This window comes from Cernens ardua, from assembly GCF_051251085.1.
In the GTDB taxonomy this organism is placed as follows: Bacteria; Pseudomonadota; Gammaproteobacteria; order Pseudomonadales; family Halomonadaceae; genus Cernens; species Cernens ardua.
Window position 1 is genome coordinate 1 of the sequence record NZ_JBPCZH010000003.1, and the last position, 24147, is coordinate 24147.

A 24147-nucleotide genomic window follows, 5' to 3' on the forward strand; every position below is an offset into this window, starting at 1 on the left:
GATCTGTTCGCTTCACAAGTGAAGCTCAGCATCCATGACATTGCTGTCTGAATCGAAACGAGCGCCCACACAAATTGCCTGATCGACTTGTTAAAGAGCTTTCGAATGAGAAGGTGTGAACACCGCCCCGTTCGAGTGGATGAGTATTCTACTGATTGGCGTTGAAATGTCAACTGTTTTTTCGTTTCCGTTTTCGTTAACTGAAAACCAAACAGCGAACCGCCAACCGTAAAAAACAAAGCAAAATCAATTGATTAAATTAAACTCAACTTCATTACTTACTCAACCGCTGCCAGGCCTTGCCTCTGCAGCGGTGGCGTACTTTACTGATTAACGAGGGGGATTGCAAGGGAAAAATAACAATTTATTTACAATCCACTGCGCTCTCACCACCGAAAACGCAACGAAATAGCTAATTCGCGCGGCGTTCAGCCTGACGGCGGCGGCGTTTACGCTTTTTCGAACGCAAGCGAAGGCTACGAATAACAGAGACAATCGGCCCGGATAAGGAATAACCGCCGAAGAGAAGTAAAAGCACAACGGAGGGTTGCAGCGAAATCACCACGAAGGCCATGACAATAGCAAGCAAGGCTACAAACGGTACAGGCCCACGAAAATCAATTTCCTTGAAACTGTAATAGCGAATATTGCTCACCATCAGGATGCCCGCGGCCGCCACAATTACAGCCATCAAACCATCGAAGGCATAAGAGTGGATGCCGAAATTATGGAAAGACCAAACACTACTCGCCACAACTGCCGCCGCAGAAGGGCTGGGCAAACCAATAAACCACTTTTTATCGATGCTTCCTATTTGGACATTAAAGCGTGCCAAACGAAGCGCAGCGCCTGCGACGAAAACGAAGGCACAAATCCATCCGAACTTCCCAAGCGCCTGTAGTGACCAACTGAATGCTACAACCGCAGGAGCCACGCCAAAGGAAAGCATGTCCGCAAGACTATCATATTCCGCACCGAATGCACTTTGCGTGTTGGTCATCCGTGCCACACGCCCATCACAACCATCAAGAACCATGGATACAAAGATGGCAATAGCAGCGGTAGAGAAATCACCATTCAGACCTGAAATAACAGAAAAGAACCCTGCAAACAAAGCCCCGGTCGTGAACAGATTGGGAAGAAGGTAAATACCCTTGCGGCGTACTTTTTCGCCGTCACGCTCTACTTCCTCCACAATTTCGGTATCTTCACGAAAATCGCGGAATGGATCGCGTGGACGACTGCGCCTGGTCGATTTTCTGGACTGCTGCAAGGGCGTTTCTCGCCTCGAATTCTGAGAATCATTCGACATAGTCATGCCCTTTTCACTCGAAAAAACAATTAGGCAAAGCGCCCAAGACCCACTGCACGATATAACCGATCAACAAATGGAGCAGCCTCATCGCGGGCACGCTCAGCGCCACGAGCCAATACCTTTTCAATCTCATCCGTATTTTCAAGCAGCTCGTTATAACGCTCTCGAGGTTCTCGCAGGTGCTCATTCAACGTTTCAAACAGAATATTCTTGGCCTCGCCCCAACCAATACCCTCTTCATAACGCTTACGCATATCCGCCGTTGCCTGCTCATCAGAGAAGGCACTGTATATCTGGAATAACGTGCAACCCTCAGGATCTTTGGGCTCACCAGGCTCAAGAGAATTGGTTTTGATCTTGCGCACCAACTTCAGCAGTTTTTTCTCTGGTACGAACAGCGGAATGGTATTGTCATAACTTTTGGACATCTTTCGTCCATCCAAACCATTCAACACTTCAACGCGATCATCCACTTGGGCTTCAGGGAACGTAAAAAAGTTCTCTTTGAAAATATGATTAAACCGCCCTGCTATGTCACGCGCCATTTCAATATGCTGAATCTGATCTCGACCAACCGGCACTCGATTCGCATTGAAAAGCAAGATATCCGCTGCCATAAGCACAGGGTAACTGAAAAGCCCCATGGTGATTCCACGATCAGCGTCAGCAATACCTGCTTCTTCATTATCAGCAACGGCAGCCTTGTAAGCATGGGCTCTGTTCATCAACCCCTTGGCTGTGACACAGGTTAGAAGCCAGGTCAGCTGGTTGACTTCAGGTACATCCGATTGACGGTAAAAGATCGCGTTGTCTGTATCCAACCCGAGCGCCATCCATGTTGCCGCAATGGCAAGTCTTGATTCCTGTACCCGTGCTGGATCCTGAGCCTTGATCAGTGCATGAAGATCCGCAAGAAAATAATAGGACTGAACGTTAGGATCCTGACTTGCCTGAATAGCGGGACGAATGGCCCCCACATAGTTCCCCAGGTGAGGGATACCCGTAGTGGTAATACCGGTTAATACGCGTGTCTTGGTCATATCTGAATGGTAGCTCTAACCGAAATGTAAAATTGATTTTTTGCGAGGCGAATCACAGCGTAACCATTGCTACGGCATGACAGCCACATGCATAGTTGCATGAGTGTACTATAAAGCGAAGCAGGCTGCTGTTAAGGCATGGAAACACAAAACAGCAGCGGCCACCGGAGCCCACAATCAGGGTAAGATACTCGAAGGTAACATCAATCCATGAAAATTCGAACGCCCAAGGCTTTCAAATAGGCTGTTTCCGGAATAGCGGGATGAACGGGATGATCAGCCCCTTGACGCCCTTCGTAGATAATTTGTCCATGTCGATCCTGATGACGGGCAGCACCACGCACAATATCCGTTAACCGCGCGGGATCCAAATGCATGGAACAGGAACCCGACATCAGTAATCCATCACGACCAAGTAGACGCATCGCCTCTCGATTAAGACGCCCGTAGGCACGCTCGCCATTGGGAATATCCTTGCGTTTGCGAATAAATGCCGGCGGATCAACAATAACAATATCGAACTGTTCGCGATCTGCCTTAAGGCTTGCCAATGCTTCAAAGGCATCGCCTTCCAACATCGTAACGCGATCTTCAACCTCATTGAGGGTCGCATTGATGGCCACCTGATCCAATGCTGAAGCGGAGCTGTCGATAAATGTCACTTCGGAAGCGCCATAAGCAGCTGCCTGAATACCCCATCCCCCTACATAACTGAAGACATCCAGAACGCGCTTACCCGCCACAAGTTGATTCAGCCATGCCCGATTGGGACGGTGGTCATAAAACCAACCGGTTTTTTGCCCTTTTAGTGCCGAAGCCTGAAACTGAACGCCGTTCTCTTCCAAATGTAATATGCCGTCAAACTCACCCTTCACCACATCGATCGACTGGTCCAGATTCTCCAATCGGCGCCCACTGCTATCATTTCGAAGCACGATTACACGCGGATTGATCACTTTCTCAAGGGCATCGATGATGTCGGCTTTCAAGGCTTCCATACCCAGCGTATTAAGCTGAAGAACCAGGACATCATTGAAACGATCGATCACCAGCCCGGGCAAGAGATCACCCTCACCATGAACCAGACGATAAAAAGGCTTGGCAAAAACACGTTCACGCAACCCAAGGGCTTGCTGAAAACGGTGCACAAACAGGGAGCGATTCAGGGGAGTCGAAGCATCCCGCGAAACTATACGGGCGCATATCAACGAATTTGGATTGACATAGGCCACTCCCAGCGCTCGCCCGCTCGCTTCTTCTATCACAGCCTGAGCCCCGGGCTCCAGTGCCTTCAACGGCGTTTCTGTGATATCAATTTCGTTGGAATACACCCACAGATGCCCCGACTTTATGCGTCGATCTGCATTTTTTTTCAAGCGAAGTCGTTGCATCATCCATTTCCTTTAGGTGAATAAACGTGACAAAGCATCAGACCGCCCCATCAACGCTGGCAGTTGGGACAGTACACACTGGCCCGCTGCCCTAAAACTATATTACGCAGTGTTGTTCCACAACGTAAGCATTCAGCCCCTGAGCGCCCGTAAACGTTCAATTTCTGAGCAAAATAGCCCGGCTCCCCCTGGCCACTGACGAAATCTCGAAGCGTCGTTCCCCCCTGTTCGATAGCAGACGAGAGCACGTCCTTAATGGCTACCGATAATCGCCGATATCTTTCCAAAGAGATGCGACCGGCTGCACGCCTTGGATCTATACCTGACATAAAAAGGGCTTCACTGGCATAAATATTACCCACCCCTACAACAACAGCATTATCCATAATGAATGTTTTCACCGATGATTTTTTACCGCGTGAAGCCCTGTAGAGATAGTTGCCTGTCAAAATGGGAGATAAAGGTTCCGGACCAAGCGATGTCAGACGCGAATCAGACATGGGGTCATCTTCGATAAAATCGACGAACCCAAAACGACGAGGGTCATGATAACGGAGTTGCCAGCCAGAACTCATCGTTAGCTGAATATGATCATGTTTTTTCAGCGATGCTTCAGGTTTTTCGAGGCGAAGGCTTCCAGACATTCCCAGATGCCATAGCAGGTGGCCATCAGCAACGGGCAAGAGCAAATATTTGGCTCGACGGGAAATTTGCCCAATCTGCTGATACAGGAGGCGCTCAGCCAGTGAGTCAGGAACAGGTGTTCTAAATCGAGTTTCCCGAATAGTCACCTGCTCTATCCGATGATGCTCTATGTAGGGAGCAATTCCACGCTTGGTTGTCTCCACTTCGGGCAATTCAGGCATAGCACAATCCCCTTTCAACTTCCCTAACGCACATAACCCGGCACGGTGGCCGGGTTATGCTGAGTGGGATGACTCCCATGTCGACCCTAAGGCCGCTACACTTGATTTTCGCTTGGCGTCTTACTTGATTTTAGCTTCGCGGTAAATCACGTGCTTACGTACGACAGGATCATACTTCTTGAATTCCAACTTGTCAGGCGTATTACGCTTGTTCTTGTTGGTAGTGTAGAAGTGTCCAGTACCTGCTGATGAAACCAGCTTAATCTTGTCACGCATGATTTAGTACTCTCCAGCTGTTACGAGCTTGATATACAGTGGCAAACTGCCTGATGCATTCAGACCACTACATCTCGAAAACTACATTCAGACAACCGACTGCAATGGCCGACTCGGGATCAGAGACGCTCGCCACGAGCACGCAGCTCGCTGAGAACCTGATCAATGCCTTTTTTATCGATAATACGCATACCTTTGGTAGATACACGAAGTTTTACAAAGCGCTTTTCGCTCTCAACCCAGAAACGATGCGTGTGAAGATTCGGAATGAACCGACGACGCGTCTTGCGCTGGGAGTGAGAAACGTTGTTACCCGTCACCGGACGCTTGCCGGTGACCTGACATACCTGGGACATGCGTGCCTCCAATAATTGGCCTGGCCGATCGAACTCGTGGGTGACGGGTCCAACCAGAAATCATCTATCCAATTTTCACCTGCGACAACTGCGCGCAAACCCTTGCCATAAGGCCGGATACGAGAACAGGGGACAGACACTGAACTCATGGCACAACGAAGCCACTATTACCGAGTCGTAAACCTGGTGAAAATCAAGAAACCTGTGTCACTGTTGATAACGCTTCGGCTTCCGTGAGCCGTAAAGACCCGGGGTAATTGCCCGAACTCCCGTTCAATCCGTGTTCAGTCAACAATACATCCCCCGGCAATGCCGATAGGGGGTGAAACTGACTGTTATTGAAACGAGCGCGGTTATCAAAGGCGCCATTTTATACCAGAATCAGGAGATCAACGCAAACTTGTACATGAATTTTCGCTTTTCACCCTGAGCTTCACGCGACCTTCGACGGGCGTTTTTATGGGCGAAAGCGACGGCAATAGTTCGTTTGGTAGAGTGCGCTATGGCGAAACTCTGTAGCTCCCAGCGCATTTCCCACCAATATCAGGACACTGCGTTCCATGGGCGCTTTTCTGAAATCAGCCACAATAGAACCAAGTGTTCCCGTCATTAAACGTTCTTCTTCCCAGCTGGCACGATACACAAGAGCGACAGGGCACTCTTCACCATAAAAAGGCGTCAATCGCTCAACGATCTCATCCAAGCGATGGATGGCCAGATGAATCGCCAGCGTTGCACCGGTTTGAGCAAAGGTTTCCAACTTTTCAGCATCGGGCATTTTGGATGCTCGGCCTGACAACCTCGTCAGCACAAGGCTCTGCGCAAGCTCAGGCACCGTCAATTCCTGCCCTAATGCAGCAGACGCAGCGGCAAAGGCCGGGACTCCAGGCGTCAACGTGTAAGGAATACCCAAAGCTTCCAGTACTTTTAACTGCTCCGCCAATGCGCTGTAGAGGGACAAATCCCCCGAATGCAACCGTGCAACCTCTTCCCCACGTGCCCATGCCCGCTGGTATTCCGCCTGAATAGCAGCTAGATCAAGCCGTGATGTATCGACTTTTCGTGCATCAACGGGACAGTACGCTAACATTTTTTCATCAACGGTCGAGCCGGCATAAAGGCACACAGAACACCGCGCCAACAATTGACTACCGCGGACTGTAATCAGGTCAAAGGCACCCGGGCCCGCACCAATAAAATGTACTGTCACGTTCGTGTACTTCCTTGCCGTTGATAGTTCATGCGTTATCAGGGAACAGGTTATGGACTGCTAAACAAGTGTTTTATGACGGATACCATCAGGGCTTTTTCCAGTACCACTGAACAATCGTTCGGGCGGGTGTCCAGCCGCTAAGCTTCCCTAGAGGTGTCAGGTGTTCCAGGGCGATACGCGTCAATTCACCCCCGATTTTTTGCTGAAATTCGGCCACCAATTGCTCTGTTTGAAGTGTCACCGCATTCAATACCAACCGCCCCCCAGAGGGTAATCGGTCGATGACCAGCTCAATCACCGTAGCCGACGCACCTCCCCCGATAAAAACGGCGTCCGGCTGGCCCTCTAATTGAGGTATTTTTTCCTTTAGAGAGCCTTCCATAAGGGTGAGCCGTTCACTCACGTTGAACATTTCCGCATTATAGCGAATGGAAGCGGCGCGTTGACGATGCTGCTCAACTGCGACAGCCCGTAGGGATGGGTTCGATAACAGCCACTCGATGGATATCGCACCTGAACCGGCACCTAAATCCCACAGGACTTCATCTGACCGGGGTTGAAGCCGTGAGATTGACAAGGCACGAATGTCGCGACGCGTTATCTGTCCATCATGTTGGAATAAAGCACTTTCTCGCCCGGGAAGTCCCATGCCCGCATCGGGCAGGCTCGTCGTTTTTCGCATCTCATTCGAAGATTTTTCATGAGAAAGCGTAAGCGCCAACATATTGAGGGGATTGATATCGTCTTCATGAATCTCGAAATCATTCACCTTGAAAGGCAAAACACGTTGTGCCGGACCACCCAATGCTTCCAGCAATATGCCCAAAGAATCACCATAGTGGTGGTCACGCAGATAGGTCACGATGTCGGCGGGTGCATGTCTTCCTGAAGTCAGTACCAACAACTTGCGGCCATCCTCCAGGTGCGGGCCCAATGTCTCAAGAGGACGGCCGCAAAGTGACACAACATTGACCGATGACTGCGCCCACCCCACTACAGCACAGGCCAGTGTTAATGCCGATGGCGCAGGAAGTACTACCATTTCATCAAAAGGAATAAACCGCGTGAGGACGCTGCCTATACCGTAAAAGAAGGGGTCACCCGATGCCAATACAACGACCGCTTGCCCCGCCGCCTGTAATTGTGAGATGAATTCCAGACTCTCTGAAAGAGGAGACGTCCATTCATGTGTTCTTCCTTCAATCAGCGAATGGACATGCGCCAGATGTCGCTTCCCCCCAATCACCCATGCGGCTTTCGAAATGGCTTCCTTCGCTTTACCAGACAAACCTTCCACGCCATCTTCATTAACGCCGATAATCGTCAGCCATGGCGATGACGCGGGTAAGGATGTTTCTGGTGAAACAGCTGCCTGTAGCCGAGATGGCACGCCGCTATTCAGGGACTCATGTGATGCATGATCAGAAGTGGAATCAGTCATCCGTCAGGAATTTCCATTCATAGGGATACTTTTTAAAGGGTTCGAGTGACATCATGCTCGAAGAATAAGTCAAATTTTACAGAGATGATCCCATTATACCCCCTTCAGTGAGCCACCTCAGCCAACATCTATCAATCCGCATTTATCTATTAACGGACAGACTATCCTTGGCTATAGGCTGACATCCCACGACAATTAAACAGATAATAACGTCAGCCACAGAATAGTATTCAGATAGGATGATTATGAAAAACGGGCGCCATATCCTGATTCTTGGGGGAACAGCAGAGTCGCGGGCACTCACTGAACAATTGGCTGACTGTCCTGAGCTTGAGATCGAAGTCTCATTGGCAGGAAGAACGCAAACGTCTCGTTCACAAAAACCATCAAACTCATCAAAACCGTCCAGGAAAACTGTCTCTTGCAAGGTCAACGAAACATCCGCCAAAGCTCAGGTATCTGTACGTACAGGAGGGTTCGGCGGTGTGGAAGGATTAGCCCGTTATCTCACTACTCAGGAAATAGATGCGTTGGTTGTCGCGACACACCCTTTCGCTGCTCAAATAGCCCGAAACGCCTTCGAAGCTGCCAAAGAGGTTGGTATCCCTGCCTTGCGTGTTGAACGTCCTGCCTGGTCGCCACAGAGGGAAGATCATTGGGTTCACGCAAGGAACATGGAAGAAGCAGCACGTTCGCTGGGAGCAACGCCTTCCAACGTTTTTCTGACCATTGGACGCCAACAGCTGGAGCCATTTGAGCAGTTGGATCGGCAACTTTCTTTACAATACGGCAAGTCTCAGCACCATTATCTCGTGCGTTCAATCGAACCGATCACCCCTCCCCCTGCACTGATGCATGTTACGTGGCTACAGGCGCGCGGACCCTTTTCCAAAACTGACGAACTTGCACTTATGCAGCGCTATCATATTGATACCCTGGTCACCAAAAACAGTGGCAGCCCACAGGTGTATGCAAAGCTGGAAGCAGCAAGAACCCTCGGAGTAAAGGTCGTCATGGTAGAACGCCCTGAACTGCCGGATTTTGTATGCGCGAGTAGCGTAGAAGAGGCTGTTGAGTGGATACTACGGGGCCGATGAATGGTACTGGAATCCATTTATTCAGTCAGTATCACAGCCTGTCTACATAATAGGTAACCGCCTCTTTTCCAACTTTTTTGCTGCCGCTTTTCTCTTCCCACGTTTTTATTGTCACCCAATGACTATTGGTGAATATATCGAGGCGTGTAGATCAAGGGGGAACGTCCCTCACGAGCGATGATGCGAGTGTGCTCGGTGCCTATGATGATCAAGGTGGACATATCTGCCCATTCAGCCTGCGCTTCGGCCAATGTACTGACACGTATCTCCTGATCCGGACGCGTAATGGCACGACTGAATATCACTGGGATATCATCTGCCAACTCCTCTCTTAGCACACCGAATGCCTGCCCCAACTGCCATGGTCGCGCCTTTGAGATAGGGTTGTAATATGCCATCGCGAAACCTGCACGTGCCGCCATCCTTAATCGATGTTCGATCAATGTCCACGGTTTCAGGTTATTCGAGAGCGAAATGGCACAAAAATCATTCCCCAGTGGCGCACCACATGCCGCCGCAGCTGCAAGCATCGCGCTAATCCCCGGGACGACATCAACATCCAATTGTTTGAAAGCGGCAGGGCCCGCCTCAATTTGTTCGCAAACGGCAGATGCCATCGCGAATACTCCCGGATCGCCGCCGGATACCATGGCGACCTGATACCCCTCACATGCTGCCTTCAATGCCTCGCATGCGCGCTCAGCCTCGACACGATTATCAGAAGGAAAGGCTTGTTGCCCTTCGGCCAACTGTAGACGGTCAAGATAAGGCTGGTATCCATATAATCGATCAGCCCTCTGAAGCACCTGACGTGCTTGTTCAGTCAGCAGTGAAGCATCACCGGGCCCCAGCCCTACGATACTCAAATGTCCTGTACTCAAACGTCCTGTTGCCATGATGTATTACTTGACTCGTTAATGGGTGCACCTGCCACATGCCCCTTCAAGGCATCGTACTCGGCTGTTTCAAACCCCGGGATCAACACCAGTGAAAAATAGGGGGCCTGGTTCGTTGGCTTGTCTTTCAAGAAGGCCAACTGCTGCCTTTCCTGTGTGGCTCGTTCCACGTAAATTGCTTGTTGAAGGCGACCCGCCCGTTTCAGTGCCTGACGAACATTTCCTAAATGACGCCCGATTTTCATCACCACAATGGCTTCATTTTGCTGAAATTGTTCAACCAACTGATCTTCTTCCAAGGTACCGGGCACGACTTTAAAAACATCATCCCCCTGACAAATTGGCACTTGTGCAAGGGACCAGCTCCCTGACATCCCTGTAATACCAGGAATAATTTCTGTCTTGAATCGAGCTGCCAAGCGAATATGAAGGTGCATGAAGGAACCATAAAAAAGCGGGTCTCCTTCAGAAATCACCGCAACTGAAAGGCCACTTTCCATTAGATCAGCCAACACTTTGCTGGCGTTATCGTGGAAGGTATTTAGTTGCGCTTTGTATTCCTCTGAGTGACGAGGTAGCTCGGTCGTGACGGGATATTCCATCGCAAGCGTTCGAGTTGTGTCAGGAATATGCGCTTGGGCGATGGTAAGCGCGCAACTGCGATTGCCCGCCTTAGCGAAATAAGCCACTACATCAACATGTTGAAGAATACGGAATGCCTTGAGCGTCAACAACTCAGGATCACCGGGGCCAACGCCCACACCGTAAAGTGTGCCAATATGCATGGAGGAAACCGTCACAATGCATCACTCGCCAAGGCGTTAACAGCAGCAGAGGCAATAGCACTCCCCCCCATGCGCCCTTTTACGATTACATAGGGGAGCTTCAATGGGCTCTCGGCCAATGCCTGCTTTGATTCTGCCGCGCCGACAAATCCGACCGGAACACCAATCACGGCTGCAGGGCGTGGTCCACCCGAAGCAACAACTTCCAGCAAATGAAAGAGTGCTGTTGGTGCATTTCCCACCACAACCAATGCCCCTTCCATCGCTTCACCCCATAGCGAAATAGCCGCTGCCGAGCGAGTGGTACCCAACTCTTCAGCAAATGCAGCCGTTCGCTCATGACGCAGCGTACAAATAACAGGATTGTGAGCAGGAAGTCGCTTACGTGTAATGCCACGATCCACCATTTCAGCATCACAAAAAATGGGTTTGCCTTGTACGATTGCATTACGAGCCGTTTTGGCAAAGCCGTAGCCAAATTCAATGGCATTCGCCAACTCAACGACCCCGCAGGCATGAATCATCCGAACAGCAATATCGCTTTCAAGCGTATCAAAGCGGCTGAGATCAGTTTCAGAGCGAATGATCGAGAAAGATTGCCGATAAATAGCCTGACCATCACGTTGATATTCAAAAGACGTACTCATACCACCTACATCCAATACATTAAAAGTTCGCTGTTTAGTCGGCTATCAAGATGACAACTTTAGAATCAAAAAGTAATGCCTTCGCACGCTTTATTCACATGAAGAGAAATTTCAACGGCGTAAAACCACAAATATAACGACATACGTGCATATTTTGACTTCCAAAATATACCAGCCCAATAATCGAGCAAAGAAACACCAAAAACAGGATTGTACTGAAAACAGAATGGAAACAGCTACTCTAATTCATCATATTGTCACGAAACAGCCGAGACATAGCGAACAATGCTTATAAAAAACGCATGACGGATATTTCCGGGCTCAGGAAGTGCCTCCCATTTCTCGATCAAGCACCTCTCGCCAATTCTGCTGATCAGAGACGATAATATCGCCTGCCATTGCTCGGGCACGCCCTTGCATCACCATACCTATGGCAGCATGATCTTCCCCTGCTTCTGACATCCCAACCACTGTAACAGTGGCTTTGGCTGGATGGGCACACCCTTTGGCACACCCCGAAATATGTAGCGTCTTATCGTTGTTGGAAGCGTATTTTTCCATCAATGGGATAGCAGAGGTAGCCATTTCCCTCGTATTAAGATACGAAGATGCACAACCGGGAGCGCCCTGACAGGCGAACATTCTCTGGCGTACATCATTATCATGCACGATATAACCCACCTGCTCGGCAAAGCTCAGCACTTTTTCTGCTTGAATGCCTCTTAATAACAAACGCCGCTGAGGTATAAGCCGCAGCTTCACATCATGAAAAAAACACACTTCCCCCAATGCACTCAATGCCTGAACATCGGATGCACCAAAAGGAAGTGATATCACCGCATGCGTGTCATCCATCTGCCCTAAAGCAATGTGCTCGCCCTCACACTGAATGGCGTTGGATATAGAATTGCACCGCTTAATCACCCACGCAGAAGCGTGCAGCTTTTCTTCCAATAAAGGATGGTTGGCGGCGTCTCTCCCCCGCGCATAGGGCCCAAGTTCAGCGATGGAAGCAAGTACGATTTTGGCAGCTTCCATCAATGCATGGGAACTTCGAACTTCATACCAGCGCGCTTCTCTGGCAGTCCCCCCTACACCTATCCAATAACGACCATGCGCTATTCGTAACCGCACATCGGCAGGGAGGGAACCGTAGCCCCAACCACCTGTATGCTCAATCACAATGCTACATTTAGGAGCGAACGTTAAGGTGGTCTGCCCTAGCCATGCATCCAATTGCCGAGCCAACAATGCAATATCCCTTGTGTTCTGCGTTTCCCGATAAACAAACGACCAAGGTGAAGTACTTCGTGAAAAGCGAGGCGAATAGGCGAATATATGCAGAGCCTTGTCATCAGGCTCACAACTGATGGCGACAGGCGAAAGAGGAAGAGGAAGAGGAATAACAAAAGGGAGCTTGTGCGTAAAATGGGCTGCAGAGGCGTGGTCAAAACCTCGCAGCTGCATATTGCCACGCTGCGTTATTTCAACCAACCCATTACCCTCTTGAGCGGCAAGCTGCATAAGCCGTTGCCACTGTTTTCCATCAAGAAAAACATCAAGAGGTGGCAAACGAACCAGCAGCCCATCCCCCGTCACCATCGGGGTATTAAGGGATGGGCATTGAAAGCGCTTCATGAAAAGCGCCTTCGGCTGGCATCCATCATGCGGGAAGAGGCGATTTCGCTAGTGATTCAACAGTCGCATGCAGCAACTTCCAAAACGCTTCTACGGCAGCTAAATCCACACGTTCACTGGGTGAATGGGCACCCTTGATCGTTGGGCCAAACGAGATCATCTCAAGATCAGGATACTTCGCACCGATGATGCCGCATTCCAACCCAGCATGGATCACTTTCACCTCTGGGGCATGCCCTTCAATCTCCTTATGGATCGCCTCGAAACGAGACAACAACGGAGAAGCAGGAATAGGCACCCAGCCAGGGTAGAAAGAAGAGCTTTTCGGCTCAAATCCTCCGAGTCGAGCCAGCGCTTCCACACGTGTGGAAAGATCCAACGCGGCAGAGTCACGAAGAGAACGTACCATCACGTCGCTTTTCAATTGACCATCCTGTAGTGAAACGATACCGATATTATCCGAGGTTTCCACGACACCGGGGAGTTCATCGCTATAACGCTCTACGCCATAAGGCAATGCCGCCAGCAGACGAATGACTCGCAGTGAGTCAGCAAGGCTCAATGTCGCTGACGAAGCCGATTGTGCGCGTGTGGACAGATTAACATCCGGCTCCATCACCGCCAGCTCGGTTTTTACCTTGTTGGCCACCTCTGAAATCGTTTTCTCAACGATTGACTCTTTATCAGCAGGAACAGCGATAATTGCATTGGCTGCGCGTGTTATCGCATTACTCATTTGGCCCCCCTGATAGGACACCAAACGTAGCGCATCATTCTCCAATGCTTCACTAATGGCTAACAGCGCTCTTGGAAGAATACGGTTGGCGCTTCCCAACTGTTTTGAAATATCAACGCCGGAATGGCCGCCTTGCAAACCATTAACGACAATGTCGATATAAGACCAGCCCTCAGGTGCCAGTTCCATCGAGAATGTTTCATCGATGCGTACATGCACGCCACCGGCACAGCCAATATAGACTTCACCGCGGTCCTCAGAGTCCATATTGAGCAGGTAACGGCCTTTCAACCAATCAGGGGCCAGCTCGGAAGCACCACCCATGGACGTTTCCTCGGATACCGTGAAGAGTGCCTCCAATGGGCCATGCACCAGCGTATCATCTTCCAAAATCGCCAAAGCACCCGCAGCACCAATGCCGTTATCAGCACCCAGCGTCGTTCCTTTCGCCCATAACCAACCGTCGCGGACTTCGGTATGAATCGGCTCTCGGGTGAAATCGTAATCACCATCCGCCTGTGTCACCATATCCACATGGCTTTGCAATGTGACGACAGGTACATTTTCATAGCCGTGGGTAGCCGGCTTGCGCACCAACAGATTACCCACCTGATCGCGGGAGGTTTCGAACCCCTTATCGTTTGCCCAGGCAATAATATTCTGCATGACGGCCTCTTCCTGCCCGGAGGGGCGAGGGGTATTACACAACATGCGGAAATGCCGCCATAGTGGTGCCGGTGACAGCTCCTCCAGATGGGCATTGGGGGCAACGTCAGACATGAAACACTCCTTTCGTTTGCATTTTCATTGTATTTGATTTGAATTTTAGTCGGTGAATGAATGCCAATTTGGACGCATCGCGATAACAACGCAACATTTATACGGCTATCAACATGACATAAGGCCAAGAGAACATTCGCTACTCGGGTATTTTTTGTACCCGCATCTGGCGGCACCATTCACGCCATAGCGCCTCTCCGGCCGCGCGTCCCACTTGACCAAAACGGCGCGCCAACCAGCGCTCGTCGTGTCCTTGATAGAGCAACGCCACCATTCCCTGTTGTGCTTCCAAATCCAGGCTGGATCGCAATCCACCCCAATGCTGTTTCAGCAATGAACGGTAAGAAATCAGGGGAGCATGGGCTTCCCCAAGGCGACGCAAGGCCATTTCCAATTCATCCGTTCTGGGAATCGGCGCAGGCTGCATAAGCTCATTCACGACAACCGGGTCCAGCCCTCCAAGCTCAAGCGGCAGACGGTCCTCCAATGCAGCCAACATACTTGTACGGCAATGTCGAAATACCGCCGCACCCTCGGCATTTAATGCCCGCCCGACCATCAAGGCATTTTCACCACTTGCACGTTCCGGCTTTAAACCCAGGCGCAATGGCTGACATGCCAATGATGACCAAAAGCTGATCAATTCGGGCACCGCACCAAAGCTGGCCCCTAACATGGCGACGCCTTTGCTCGCAGCGTAATAGGCAATGGTATCAATCAGTTTACGCCCCACCCCCCTGCGCTGAACAGCAGGATGGACAACAATACGCATGATTCGTCGCCAGCGAACTTCCGCAGCAGCTCGGATACCTTCATGTAGCGCGAGCGATTGAGGCAATAGCTCTCCTGGCAAACGACGCTCGCCACGTGCCACTTCTTCAGCTAATGGAGTTTGATACCCGCCTTCGTCAGCACTGACACACACACCCAACAGTTGATGGTTGCCGGTCGCAATCCACAATGTAATACCGCGCTGATCCAGTAAACGCTTAAGGTCGTTGGGAGTCGTACGATAATGCGCCAGTACCAGCAGTCCAAACAGGGATTTGATCGAATTTTCACTTTTAACAAGCCGGTCTCTGTCTAGCCGCTCCACGCGTATCTCATCGAACATGGGCTGAATATCATCAGGTTCAGCATCCAGACACAAAAGTTGAGCTACACACGCCTCAAGCGGATCGCCCACCGCCCAGCGCACTGGATTCATAAGAGGAAGAGCCAACCAGTCAGGCGTCTGTTCATCCAGATACCGACGAAAACGTACCGCAAAACCGCGTCCACTCCCCTCGTAACCATGTGTCGTTGTGGCAAACGTTATACGAGGAAAGCGCTCAAGGCATTTCACCAGAAGGTGGGTGGGCAAGGCCGCAGCTTCATCGACCAACATGATACTGCCGTCTCCCCCGGGGGGAGTGGCAGATGAAAAGGCATCCACCAGCGAGAGAGGGTCCTGATAGATCACACACCCATTAGGGTGAACGAAACGGTGCCCCTGTTGTTGGCCTTCTGGCAGGTGATGTTGTAGCTGTTGAAAAAAGGTGCCCAATGTTTCCATACTGGGGGCCGTCACGTGTATCTCGCCCCCTTTCTCTTTCAACAGATGTGAGGCCCCTATACCCAGCGCTGCACTCTTGCCGCGCCCTCGGTCAGCGGTAAGCACCAAGGGGCGTCGGCGCTTAAGTGACGCAATGGCAGCTACCGCCTGATGCTGATCAGGTGTCAGGCACCCCCATTCGTCAACAACATGCGTCCAATCGCGCGCTTCCGGCAAGGTGGGGAGAGTCAGAGCAATCCCATCCCACCGGGCCACGTTTTGTGACTGCGATAACAAACGTAATAGCCGCGCACCATAACGTGTTGAAAAGGTCGTTGGGGTAGTGATCAAAAGGCAAATTCCACCCGCTGCAATCGTACCAGTCAAAATGCCAAACGCATCGGGATCAAAATCAGCGCGCATGTCCATGACGACAACATCACACTCCTGCCCCAAATAACGACGGGACTGACCAGGCTCGACCCATGACAGATGACCAGCGTACGTCCCCTCTTCATCCTCTGTTTCCGAGGAAGTGGGATCGATAGGCGCACAGACTGTTATACGACCGTGAGGATAAACGTGAAACAAAGTGCGCCATAGCGTTTCAGGCTGCTCCAGAGGATCTTCCTGCTGAGTAACCGGCTCGATTTGCCACCAGACCAACATACGCTGGCCTCGCTTTAACAATGTGGTATGTAATTCAGCAAACGCTGTATCGGGCAAACTCAAAAGCCGACTCCTCACTTGACCTTACGACACGGTTACATCATTGAAAATGAATAGTAACAAGCTACGAGGGGCAAAACGATAATTTTACAAACGCTGGCCAAAAAAAAGCGCGGAGGCCATTTGAAGGCTCTCCGCGCTTGATAGCAAATCACATTGGATGCACTACGTTTTTTTGGAAGTCACCCGAACAAATCAGGCTTTATCCTTGAAGATCGTGACAATACGATCCAGCAGTGCCAAGGCTTCTTCACGTGGACGCTGGAAGGTGTTACGACCGATAATGCTGCCGAATGCGCCTCCGTCAGCCAACCCTTCAATAGTAGTAATCAGGTTGTCCGTTGTTGTCGCTTCTCCACCAGAGAAGATGACAATACGTTTACCATCGAAGGAAGACTGAACAACGTGACGAACACGAGCAGCCAACGTGGAGATATCGATCTTCTGTTCTTCATACACTTTCTTCGCGGCAGGCAGGCTCAGGTGATCAGTCGGTGGTTTTACCTTGATGATATGAGCACCCAACAGCGCTGCCATGTGCGCCGCGTAGGCACAGATATCAACTGCAGTCTCACCGGGTTTATCAAGTAGCGGACCACGTGGATAACTCCAGACAACTACAGCAAGCCCAGCCGCTTTGGCTTCACGGCTGAGTTCAGCCAGCTCTTCAAACTGTTCGAACTGATACTCGGAGCCCGGATAGATCGTAAAGCCAATGGCAGAACAGCCCAAACGCAAGGCATCTTCAACACTGCCAGTCACCGCCTGATCCTTTTCGGTCGCAAGGCTGTTGGAGCTGTTTACCTTAAGAATCAGTGGAATTTCACCCGCGAAAGTGCTGGCACCGGCTTCAAGCATGCCCAATGGAGCAGCGTAGCCGGACAAGCCCGCATCGATAGCAAGCTTGAAATGATAATGGGGATCATAGGCTGCTGGATTGGCAGCGAAGGAACGAGCTGGTCCGTGCTCAAACCCTTGGTCAACCGGAAGAATAACCAGTTTACCGGTACCCGCCAGCTTACCCTGATTCAGGAAGCGTGCAAGGCTGGCTTTTGTACCGGGGTTGTCACTTTCATACCAACTTAGAATCTCTTTGACTCGTGCAGTAGACATGGAACGTTCTCTCTCAATTTTATCGTCTTTCTGGATCAGGGGGATGTGCTGCAAACGCTGTTTTATCCCCTAATACTCAAGAGAGTAAACCACATTCGTGCTTCATGCACGGGGTGACTTTCGAATAAAAAATGCCACCGGTAGAACGAAAAGATATAACAAGGCGAGATATGAGAAGAGGTCGTTGTACGCCAGCACCTCTGCCTGTAGGGCTACGCGCCGACCGATCATTTGTACGGCTGAAGCATAGGGATCGGCTGACGTACCGCTGAATAGATGCTGATATTTGACTAAAGTATCAACGACTGAAGCCCTTCCTTCATTGATAGAAGGTATCAAGCGATCCCAATGATAGTGATCACGCATTTCAAGCAAGGTGTCGATCATGGCCAGTCCAAAGGCACCGCCCATGTTACGCATCAGGCTAAACATTCCCGCCCCTTCACCAATCTTGTTGAAAGGTAAATCACCTATAGTGACTCGAGAGGCGGGGATGATACAGGCCATAAAGCCTATACCACGGACAATTTGGGGCCAAAGAAACTCACCGAATCCTGATTGGGCCGTCAGGTTTGTATTCATCCAGCTCCCCACCATGATCATCGCAAGGCCAAAAATGATCAGGGTACGATTGGACACATAGTTCCCGACGCGCCCCAGAATAGGCGCAGTAATCAACATACTGACACCTGTCACATACATGACCTCGCCAATTTGTCTGCTTGAAAAACCTCGAATGGAGCCGAAAAACATGGGCATCAGATACACGACGCCATAAAGCGAAATACCCAGTGCAAAAATAACAGCGATCCCCAACGAGAAATTTCGTCGCCGGAACAAGCGTAAGTCAAGCACAGGGTGTTCGACCGTCAATGAACGCCAGAAAAACAGAATCCCTGCAATGCCACTCACAATGGACATGCGAAAAATCAGCGTGCTTGAGAACCAGTCATCCTCATGCCCCTGCTCCAGCACAAATTCAAGAGACCCCAGGAAAACAGCCATCAAGAGGATACCAGGCACATCCAGATTACTGACCCAGCGCCGATTACCCCGATCAATATCCAACAGATTCCAGATACTCAGGCTCACTACTATTCCGGGCAACACATTAATCAAAAACAACCAGTGCCAGCTTAGGTGATCCGTAATATACCCGCCCAGTGTCGGCCCGATGGAGGGTGCCAGAGTAGCCACTAAACCAATGACAGCCTGAACGGAGCCCATTCGTGAACGGGGAAATAGCTTGAAGCTGACTGCCTGGGTCAACGGTATCATCGCACCGCCGAAAAAACCCTGCAGAATACGCATGAACACCAGCATTTCCAGGCTACTGCATAATGCACAACCCACACTGGCGAGCGTAAATCCAAGGCAGGAAACAACATAGGCGATACGAGTAGAGAAAATACGGGCGAGCGTACCCGACAGAGGAATCATGACAATTTCAGCAATCAGGTAAGCTGTCTGTACCCATGAAATTTCATCACGGCTCGCCGACACCCCTGCCTGAATCTGAATAAGAGAGCTGGAGACAATCTGGATATCCAGTATCGCCATGAACATGCCGACCACCGCAGCCAGGAATCCAAGTTGCTGGCTGCGGGGTGGCATCTCGTTGCCATAGAGGGAGCTCATCGCCTAGTGCTCTCGTGATGATGCCTGAGGGAGGTTATCGCTGGGCTGTGGAGCATCCGAGTGGAGGTCAATGGGTTTCGGCTCGATAATGGGGGACTCTGCATAAAGTTGGTCCCCCTTGTCACCACGCGTATCGACTTCTGGCTCAACTGAAAGCCCTGACTGCAAACGCCAGAGTTGATCCCTGGGCCCGGTAAAACGTATACGCACGGGGATGCGCTGAACAATCTTGTTGAAGTTACCGGTAGCGTTGTCCATGGGTAACAGACTGAATTCGGTACCCGTTGCTGGTGAAAGGCTATCGATAACCCCTTTGTAGTCAATGTCAGGATAGGCATCCACACTAATGGAGACCGGTTGGCCTACCCGCATGCGCGAAATCTGGGTTTCCTTGAAATTGGCCGAGACATAGAAGGTATCCACCGGCACCAATTGCATCAGCGTCACTTGTGGCGTTGCATAATCACCGGGCTCTACGGTCCGATTACCGACAATGCCATCGGCAGGTGCATAGATACGCGTCCGCCCAAGCTGGGTTTCAGCACTGGTTACCTCAGCAACCCCCGCCACTATGCTCGCCTGTGCCGCCTTGTAGGCAGCAGACTGAACCGCGAGCTGCTTTTCCGCACTCACGATCTGAGCACGTGCAGTAGCCACGTTGGCTTTGGCAGCCTGGCTATTGGCCGTGTCATCCGTTAATCGTTGCTTTGGCAGGACACCATTGGAGACCAGCATTAACGTACGATTCAAGGTCGTTAAGGCTTGATTGCTCCGCGCTTCATAGCCTGCCAACTGAGTACGATACTGGGTAATCTGTGCCCGCGTAGCTTCCACCCTGCGTTGTGCTTCCTGTACCTGAGCACGTGCCTCTCCCAAACGTGCCTTTTGTACATTCAGATCATCGCGATAGTCACGATCATCCAGCGTGACCAGTAATTGCCCTTTGTGTACACGCTGATTATGTTCCACGTTGACACTGGTCACCCTGGCACTAAGCTGGGACCGCACCGACACACTATTGGTTGTTATATAGGCATCATCTGTTGACTGAAAGTAACGGCCTGTTTGTAACCAATAGAGGCCCCACACAATCAGTGTGATCAGAATTACAAGAAAGAGAACGGCGTAGACCAGCCCCTTTAGCCATTTTTTGGTTAACGCATGCATTCAAGTTTCCAATGAGAAAAACGCCGGCAGGCTACACACTAGTTACTATTTATCAACGACAACTGTTTGTTGGCGACAACTGTCCATGTTCATTAGGCCCCATTGTCCGCCAATATTCATGTGGTTTATACAGATAGCCTTGAAGGTTACGCGAAGGACGCGCCAAGCTCAATCGCAAAACGGTTTTTATCTGTCTTATTCCGTTATCCAATCATAATGGTGTGTCATGTTAGGCAGAAAACTGTTACTCGCCCACAGGATCCATCATTGAAAATGTAGCGTCCCAGTGGCTCGGCTTCCAGAAAAAAGTCGTAGATACCCTCATTTATTACCATGGTCTTATTTCATTCGTGGGCGATCCGGAACGATGATGCCAGAAGCAACGCATAGCCCACACAATAAAGTTTTCCTTCGCTAACCAACCGGACACTTCTTCATGAAAGCGATCAGGCTTCATGCACCTCATGACCTTCGAATTGATGATATCGAGACACCTTCCCTCGCAACCGGGCAAGCTCTGATCACTATCCACAACGGAGGAATCTGTGGTTCGGATCTGCATTATTACCACGAAGGAGGGTTTGGTTCAGTACGAATAAGCGAACCCCTCATACTCGGGCATGAAATCGTCGGTCAAATTTCTGCACTGGAGGGTAGTGATTCCTCACTGAAGGTGGGCGATCGTGTTGCAATCAACCCTGGTACTGTCCCCACTCCGTGCCAATATACGCGTGAAGGGTTAATCAATCATGCTGAAGATATGCGCTTTTATGGCAGTGCCATGCGCTATCCCCATGTTCAGGGCGCCTTTAGGGAACAATTGGTATGTGAACAATCCCAATTAGTCAAAATCCCTGATCATGTCAGTGATGAAAAAGCAGCGTTTGCTGAACCACTGGCCGTCAGCCTACATGCAGCCCGGCAGGCGGGAGACCTACTCAACAAACGCGTCCTTGTTTCCGGCGCAGGCCCTATTGGCAATCTCGTTACACTGGTGGCAAAACTGGCAGGCGCCCTTGAGATTGTAGTCACCGATATCAAGGATAGCCCTCTTGCTAAGGCGCAAAAAATGGGTGCAACACAGACGATTAACGTCGCTACCGATCAAAAGGTACTGATCAATTTCCAAAAGGGCAAAGGCTATTTCGATGTTGTATTCGAGTGTTCGGGTAGCCAGGCGGGCATTACGACAGCGCTGACAGTCACACGCCCCAAAGGAACGATAGTGCAGGTCGGGTTGGGCAATGACCCCCTCGTGCCTCTATCACAGCTTGTCTCACGCGAATTAACACTAAAAGGCACATTCCGTTTTATCGAAGAATTTAACGCTGCGGTCGCCACACTCGCGCGTCCGGATGTCGATATTGCCCCATTACTTACGGCAGTAATGCCTTTCAACAAGGCCATCGAAGCATTTGAACTTGCCAGTGACAAGGAAAATGCCATGAAAGTACAGCTTTCATTCAACCGTTAGGTCACTCGACTCTCCCCCATATTCGACATTTTCAGATTCAGATAAGGATACATGCATGCGTCTCTCGCCTTCTTCACTTTCCCTCTTTGACCTGACGGGCAAACGTATTTTGATTACTGGCGCCAGTCAGGGCATTGGCTTCTCACTGGCTGAAGGGTTGGGCAAGGCCGGCGCAACTCTGATTATTAATGGCCGTCGGCAAAACAAACTGGATGACGCCCAAAAGGCCTTGGAAGCACAGGGAATCAATGTGGAAACAGCGGCCTTTGATGTCACCAAAAGCGAAGATGTAAAACAGCATATTAAAGCATTGGAACAAAAAGGCCCTATTGATGTACTGATCAACAATGCCGGTATTCAACGCCGTGCCCCACTTGATCAATTCAAGGACGAGGATTGGGATGACATTATCGCAACCAACCTGACCTCGGTGTATCTCGTTGCCAAATATGTTGCTCGAGGAATGATTGAGCGCAAAGGCGGAAAAATCATCAATATCTGTTCCGTACAAAGCGAGCTGGGGCGGCAGACCATCGCCCCCTACGCGGCCTCCAAGGGCGCAGTCAAAATGCTGACCAAAGGCATGTGTGCGGATTGGGCCCGTTTCAACATTCAGGTCAACGGATTGGCACCCGGCTACTTTGCGACAGAAATGAACCAGGCACTGGTCGAAGATGAAGCATTCACCGAATGGTTGTGTCAGCGTACCCCTGCCCAACGCTGGGGCAAGGTGGAAGAACTGCAAGGGGCGAGTATTTTCTTTGCCAGTGATGCATCGAACTTTGTTAATGGACAAATACTGTTGGTGGATGGTGGCCTGACCAGCGTAGTTTAAGCGCGCTGGAGTATTCTCGAAGCGCTGAATGGATTTCCATGTGTAGCTGAGCGTTTATACGCATGGATAACCCCCTACAAAAAATCCCTGATCACATGATCAGGGATTTTTTATTCACCGGCCACCAAGCTAAAACCCAGCTTTGCCAACCGCTATCGGGAACTACCTCTATGCCTCTTGAACAAGGAACTGCTTATGACAGGTCTTTGGCAGAGGTAATGATTTTGTTTACAAGCCCGTATTCAACTGCTTCCTCGCCATTCAACCAGAAGTCGCGTTCGGTATCCTTGCGGATGCGTTCGATGTCTTGCCCGGTTGCATCAGCAAAAATCTGGTTCAGGCGTTCACGCATTCTCAGAATTTCTTTTGAGTAGATAGCGATGTCGCTGGACTGCCCTTGGAAACCACCAGAGGGTTGGTGTAACAGAAAGCGTGTGTTGGGCAGTGAAAAGCGATTCTCTTTTTCAGCAGCGGCATAAATGAGCGCCCCTGCACTTGCAACCCAGCCTGAACCAATCATGATCACCGGCGATTCAATGAATCGGATAGCATCAAAGATCATGTCTCCAGACTCAACATGCCCTCCCGGAGAGCTGACGTATACCTGAATCGGATCGTGACTCAGATAATCCAGCGCATGCAATTGCTGGACGACTTCCGTCGCCATTTTCTGATTTATTTCGCCGGTGATGAACACCTTGCGCGCATTGATAAGGCTCTCGGCCAACTTGGCGCTGACTGAAGATTCATTTGCGGGGTCCTTGGTGGACTCTTCGCTGGCTCTGTTCATAACATCTCCGACTATTAATGTGCTAAACCTGACATTCAAGACCGATAGAATCTTCAATGAAAAATCAAAGGCTTCTCATATCATGGGGTTTGATGAGTATCCATGCAAGGTTCTTGTAAAGGACTGCCGACTGAACGAAATGTAAACAGCGCTGTGAATTACATTTGCATGAAGCGCCAACCGCGCCTGATCCAAATGGTTGAATATTCAACGCACAAAAACAGCCTTTTACTCCCATGAATTCGGAATTCACTTTTATACATACGCCAAATACCGAAAAAGGATAATGGGGTATGAGAGTTTTCGACTCAGTAAACTATAAATAAGGGTCAACCTTATCATCTTCAATACCCGCACTCTAATACCCTACAGGCACATGAACGAACTTGA

At 50.3% G+C, this 24147-nt stretch carries 21 protein-coding genes; 3 read left to right on the top strand and 18 right to left on the bottom strand.

From position 1 onward, the window contains the following. Positions 1 to 412 precede the first annotated feature (412 nt). The 8 genes from pssA to cbiE form a co-directional block, all read right to left on the bottom strand. Positions 413 to 1312 carry a CDP-diacylglycerol--serine O-phosphatidyltransferase gene (gene pssA / locus LMG33818_RS06770; protein WP_442322606.1) on the bottom strand — a complete coding sequence of 300 codons (900 nt, stop codon included), beginning with the start codon at positions 1310 to 1312 and terminating at the stop codon, positions 413 to 415. Between the two features lie 29 nt (positions 1313 to 1341). Further along, positions 1342 to 2355 carry a tryptophan--tRNA ligase gene (locus LMG33818_RS06775; RefSeq protein WP_442322607.1) on the bottom strand — a complete coding sequence of 338 codons (1014 nt, stop codon included), beginning with the start codon at positions 2353 to 2355 and terminating at the stop codon, positions 1342 to 1344. Positions 2356 to 2558: 203 nt separating this feature from the next. Further along, positions 2559 to 3749, bottom strand: a complete 1191-nt coding sequence (locus tag LMG33818_RS06780; protein ID WP_442322608.1) for a class I SAM-dependent rRNA methyltransferase — start codon at positions 3747 to 3749, stop codon at positions 2559 to 2561. 47 nt (positions 3750 to 3796) lie between these two features. After that, positions 3797 to 4612 (bottom strand): bifunctional DNA-formamidopyrimidine glycosylase/DNA-(apurinic or apyrimidinic site) lyase, encoded by an 816-nt coding sequence (gene mutM / locus LMG33818_RS06785; RefSeq protein ID WP_442322609.1) that lies wholly within the window; start codon positions 4610 to 4612, stop codon positions 3797 to 3799. 120 nt (positions 4613 to 4732) lie between these two features. Then, complete coding sequence (rpmG, locus tag LMG33818_RS06790) at positions 4733 to 4888, bottom strand: 50S ribosomal protein L33 (protein ID WP_027704854.1); 156 nt, start codon at positions 4886 to 4888, stop codon at positions 4733 to 4735. A 119-nt stretch (positions 4889 to 5007) separates the two neighbouring features. Then, positions 5008 to 5244, bottom strand: coding sequence for a 50S ribosomal protein L28 (gene rpmB, locus LMG33818_RS06795; RefSeq protein WP_442322610.1), 237 nt, complete (start codon positions 5242 to 5244; stop codon positions 5008 to 5010). Between the two features lie 457 nt (positions 5245 to 5701). Then, the gene (gene cobM, locus LMG33818_RS06800; protein ID WP_442322611.1) at positions 5702 to 6454 is read right to left on the bottom strand and encodes a precorrin-4 C(11)-methyltransferase; all 753 of its coding nucleotides are present in this window, start codon (positions 6452 to 6454) and stop codon (positions 5702 to 5704) included. A gap of 88 nt (positions 6455 to 6542) precedes the next feature. Next, a complete protein-coding gene (gene cbiE, locus LMG33818_RS06805) occupies positions 6543 to 7898 on the bottom strand; it encodes a precorrin-6y C5,15-methyltransferase (decarboxylating) subunit CbiE (protein WP_442322612.1) in 1356 nt (451 codons plus the stop codon). Positions 7899 to 8143: 245 nt separating this feature from the next. Here cbiE and LMG33818_RS06810 point away from each other — a divergent pair, with 245 nt between their 5' ends. Next, positions 8144 to 8995, top strand: a complete 852-nt coding sequence (locus tag LMG33818_RS06810; RefSeq protein ID WP_442322613.1) for a cobalt-precorrin-6A reductase — start codon at positions 8144 to 8146, stop codon at positions 8993 to 8995. A 122-nt stretch (positions 8996 to 9117) separates the two neighbouring features. Here the strand turns inward: LMG33818_RS06810 and cobJ are convergent, their stop codons facing one another. The 9 genes from cobJ to LMG33818_RS06855 all read right to left on the bottom strand — a co-directional run bounded on the left by cobJ (position 9118) and on the right by LMG33818_RS06855 (position 20658). Beyond that, the gene (gene cobJ, locus LMG33818_RS06815) at positions 9118 to 9891 is read right to left on the bottom strand and encodes a precorrin-3B C(17)-methyltransferase (protein WP_442322614.1); all 774 of its coding nucleotides are present in this window, start codon (positions 9889 to 9891) and stop codon (positions 9118 to 9120) included. Beyond that, a complete protein-coding gene (locus LMG33818_RS06820; RefSeq protein ID WP_442322615.1) occupies positions 9873 to 10676 on the bottom strand; it encodes a precorrin-2 C(20)-methyltransferase in 804 nt (267 codons plus the stop codon). The genes cobJ and LMG33818_RS06820 overlap by 19 nt, the downstream gene beginning before the upstream one ends. 11 nt (positions 10677 to 10687) lie before the next feature. Continuing rightward, a complete protein-coding gene (locus tag LMG33818_RS06825) occupies positions 10688 to 11323 on the bottom strand; it encodes a precorrin-8X methylmutase (RefSeq protein ID WP_442322616.1) in 636 nt (211 codons plus the stop codon). Positions 11324 to 11644: 321 nt separating this feature from the next. Next, positions 11645 to 12961, bottom strand: coding sequence for a 4Fe-4S domain-containing protein (locus LMG33818_RS06830; protein ID WP_442322617.1), 1317 nt, complete (start codon positions 12959 to 12961; stop codon positions 11645 to 11647). 25 nt (positions 12962 to 12986) lie between these two features. After that, positions 12987 to 14477 (bottom strand): aminoacyl-histidine dipeptidase, encoded by a 1491-nt coding sequence (locus LMG33818_RS06835; protein ID WP_442322618.1) that lies wholly within the window; start codon positions 14475 to 14477, stop codon positions 12987 to 12989. A 139-nt stretch (positions 14478 to 14616) separates the two neighbouring features. Beyond that, complete coding sequence (locus LMG33818_RS06840; RefSeq protein WP_442322619.1) at positions 14617 to 16743, bottom strand: GNAT family N-acetyltransferase; 2127 nt, start codon at positions 16741 to 16743, stop codon at positions 14617 to 14619. A gap of 192 nt (positions 16744 to 16935) precedes the next feature. After that, a complete protein-coding gene (locus tag LMG33818_RS06845) occupies positions 16936 to 17853 on the bottom strand; it encodes a class I fructose-bisphosphate aldolase (protein ID WP_442322620.1) in 918 nt (305 codons plus the stop codon). A gap of 102 nt (positions 17854 to 17955) precedes the next feature. Continuing rightward, positions 17956 to 19491, bottom strand: a complete 1536-nt coding sequence (locus LMG33818_RS06850; RefSeq protein WP_442322621.1) for a DHA2 family efflux MFS transporter permease subunit — start codon at positions 19489 to 19491, stop codon at positions 17956 to 17958. A gap of 3 nt (positions 19492 to 19494) precedes the next feature. Next, positions 19495 to 20658: an HlyD family secretion protein gene (locus LMG33818_RS06855; RefSeq protein ID WP_442322622.1), complete on the bottom strand. Its 1164-nt coding sequence runs from the start codon at positions 20656 to 20658 to the stop codon at positions 19495 to 19497. 436 nt (positions 20659 to 21094) lie between these two features. On the opposite strand from LMG33818_RS06855, the gene LMG33818_RS06860 reads away from it, so the two are divergent. Both LMG33818_RS06860 and LMG33818_RS06865 read left to right on the top strand, forming a co-directional pair. Further along, positions 21095 to 22132, top strand: coding sequence for an L-idonate 5-dehydrogenase (locus tag LMG33818_RS06860; protein ID WP_442322623.1), 1038 nt, complete (start codon positions 21095 to 21097; stop codon positions 22130 to 22132). A 55-nt stretch (positions 22133 to 22187) separates the two neighbouring features. Then, positions 22188 to 22967 (top strand): SDR family NAD(P)-dependent oxidoreductase, encoded by a 780-nt coding sequence (locus LMG33818_RS06865; RefSeq protein WP_442322624.1) that lies wholly within the window; start codon positions 22188 to 22190, stop codon positions 22965 to 22967. A gap of 193 nt (positions 22968 to 23160) precedes the next feature. Here the strand turns inward: LMG33818_RS06865 and LMG33818_RS06870 are convergent, their stop codons facing one another. Further along, positions 23161 to 23757 carry an ATP-dependent Clp protease proteolytic subunit gene (locus LMG33818_RS06870; protein ID WP_442322625.1) on the bottom strand — a complete coding sequence of 199 codons (597 nt, stop codon included), beginning with the start codon at positions 23755 to 23757 and terminating at the stop codon, positions 23161 to 23163. Between the last annotated feature and the right edge of the window lie 390 nt (positions 23758 to 24147).

Bases quoted from the DNA above. Each gene is read 5' to 3' on its own strand.
- pssA (WP_442322606.1), bottom strand. From the start codon at position 1,312: ATGTCGAATGATTCTCAGAATTCGAGGCGAGAAACGCCCTTGCAGCAG.
- LMG33818_RS06775 (WP_442322607.1), bottom strand. From the start codon at position 2,355: ATGACCAAGACACGCGTATTAACCGGTATTACCACTACGGGTATCCCT.
- LMG33818_RS06780 (WP_442322608.1), bottom strand. From the start codon at position 3,749: ATGATGCAACGACTTCGCTTGAAAAAAAATGCAGATCGACGCATAAAG.
- mutM (WP_442322609.1), bottom strand. From the start codon at position 4,612: ATGCCTGAATTGCCCGAAGTGGAGACAACCAAGCGTGGAATTGCTCCC.
- rpmG (WP_027704854.1), bottom strand. From the start codon at position 4,888: ATGCGTGACAAGATTAAGCTGGTTTCATCAGCAGGTACTGGACACTTC.
- rpmB (WP_442322610.1), bottom strand. From the start codon at position 5,244: ATGTCCCAGGTATGTCAGGTCACCGGCAAGCGTCCGGTGACGGGTAAC.
- cbiE (WP_442322612.1), bottom strand. From the start codon at position 7,898: ATGACTGATTCCACTTCTGATCATGCATCACATGAGTCCCTGAATAGC.
- LMG33818_RS06810 (WP_442322613.1), top strand. From the start codon at position 8,144: ATGAAAAACGGGCGCCATATCCTGATTCTTGGGGGAACAGCAGAGTCG.
- cobJ (WP_442322614.1), bottom strand. From the start codon at position 9,891: ATGGCAACAGGACGTTTGAGTACAGGACATTTGAGTATCGTAGGGCTG.
- LMG33818_RS06820 (WP_442322615.1), bottom strand. From the start codon at position 10,676: ATGCATATTGGCACACTTTACGGTGTGGGCGTTGGCCCCGGTGATCCT.
- LMG33818_RS06825 (WP_442322616.1), bottom strand. From the start codon at position 11,323: ATGAGTACGTCTTTTGAATATCAACGTGATGGTCAGGCTATTTATCGG.
- LMG33818_RS06830 (WP_442322617.1), bottom strand. From the start codon at position 12,961: ATGAAGCGCTTTCAATGCCCATCCCTTAATACCCCGATGGTGACGGGG.
- LMG33818_RS06835 (WP_442322618.1), bottom strand. From the start codon at position 14,477: ATGTCTGACGTTGCCCCCAATGCCCATCTGGAGGAGCTGTCACCGGCA.
- LMG33818_RS06845 (WP_442322620.1), bottom strand. From the start codon at position 17,853: ATGTCTACTGCACGAGTCAAAGAGATTCTAAGTTGGTATGAAAGTGAC.
- LMG33818_RS06850 (WP_442322621.1), bottom strand. From the start codon at position 19,491: ATGAGCTCCCTCTATGGCAACGAGATGCCACCCCGCAGCCAGCAACTT.
- LMG33818_RS06855 (WP_442322622.1), bottom strand. From the start codon at position 20,658: ATGCATGCGTTAACCAAAAAATGGCTAAAGGGGCTGGTCTACGCCGTT.
- LMG33818_RS06860 (WP_442322623.1), top strand. From the start codon at position 21,095: ATGAAAGCGATCAGGCTTCATGCACCTCATGACCTTCGAATTGATGAT.
- LMG33818_RS06865 (WP_442322624.1), top strand. From the start codon at position 22,188: ATGCGTCTCTCGCCTTCTTCACTTTCCCTCTTTGACCTGACGGGCAAA.
- LMG33818_RS06870 (WP_442322625.1), bottom strand. From the start codon at position 23,757: ATGAACAGAGCCAGCGAAGAGTCCACCAAGGACCCCGCAAATGAATCT.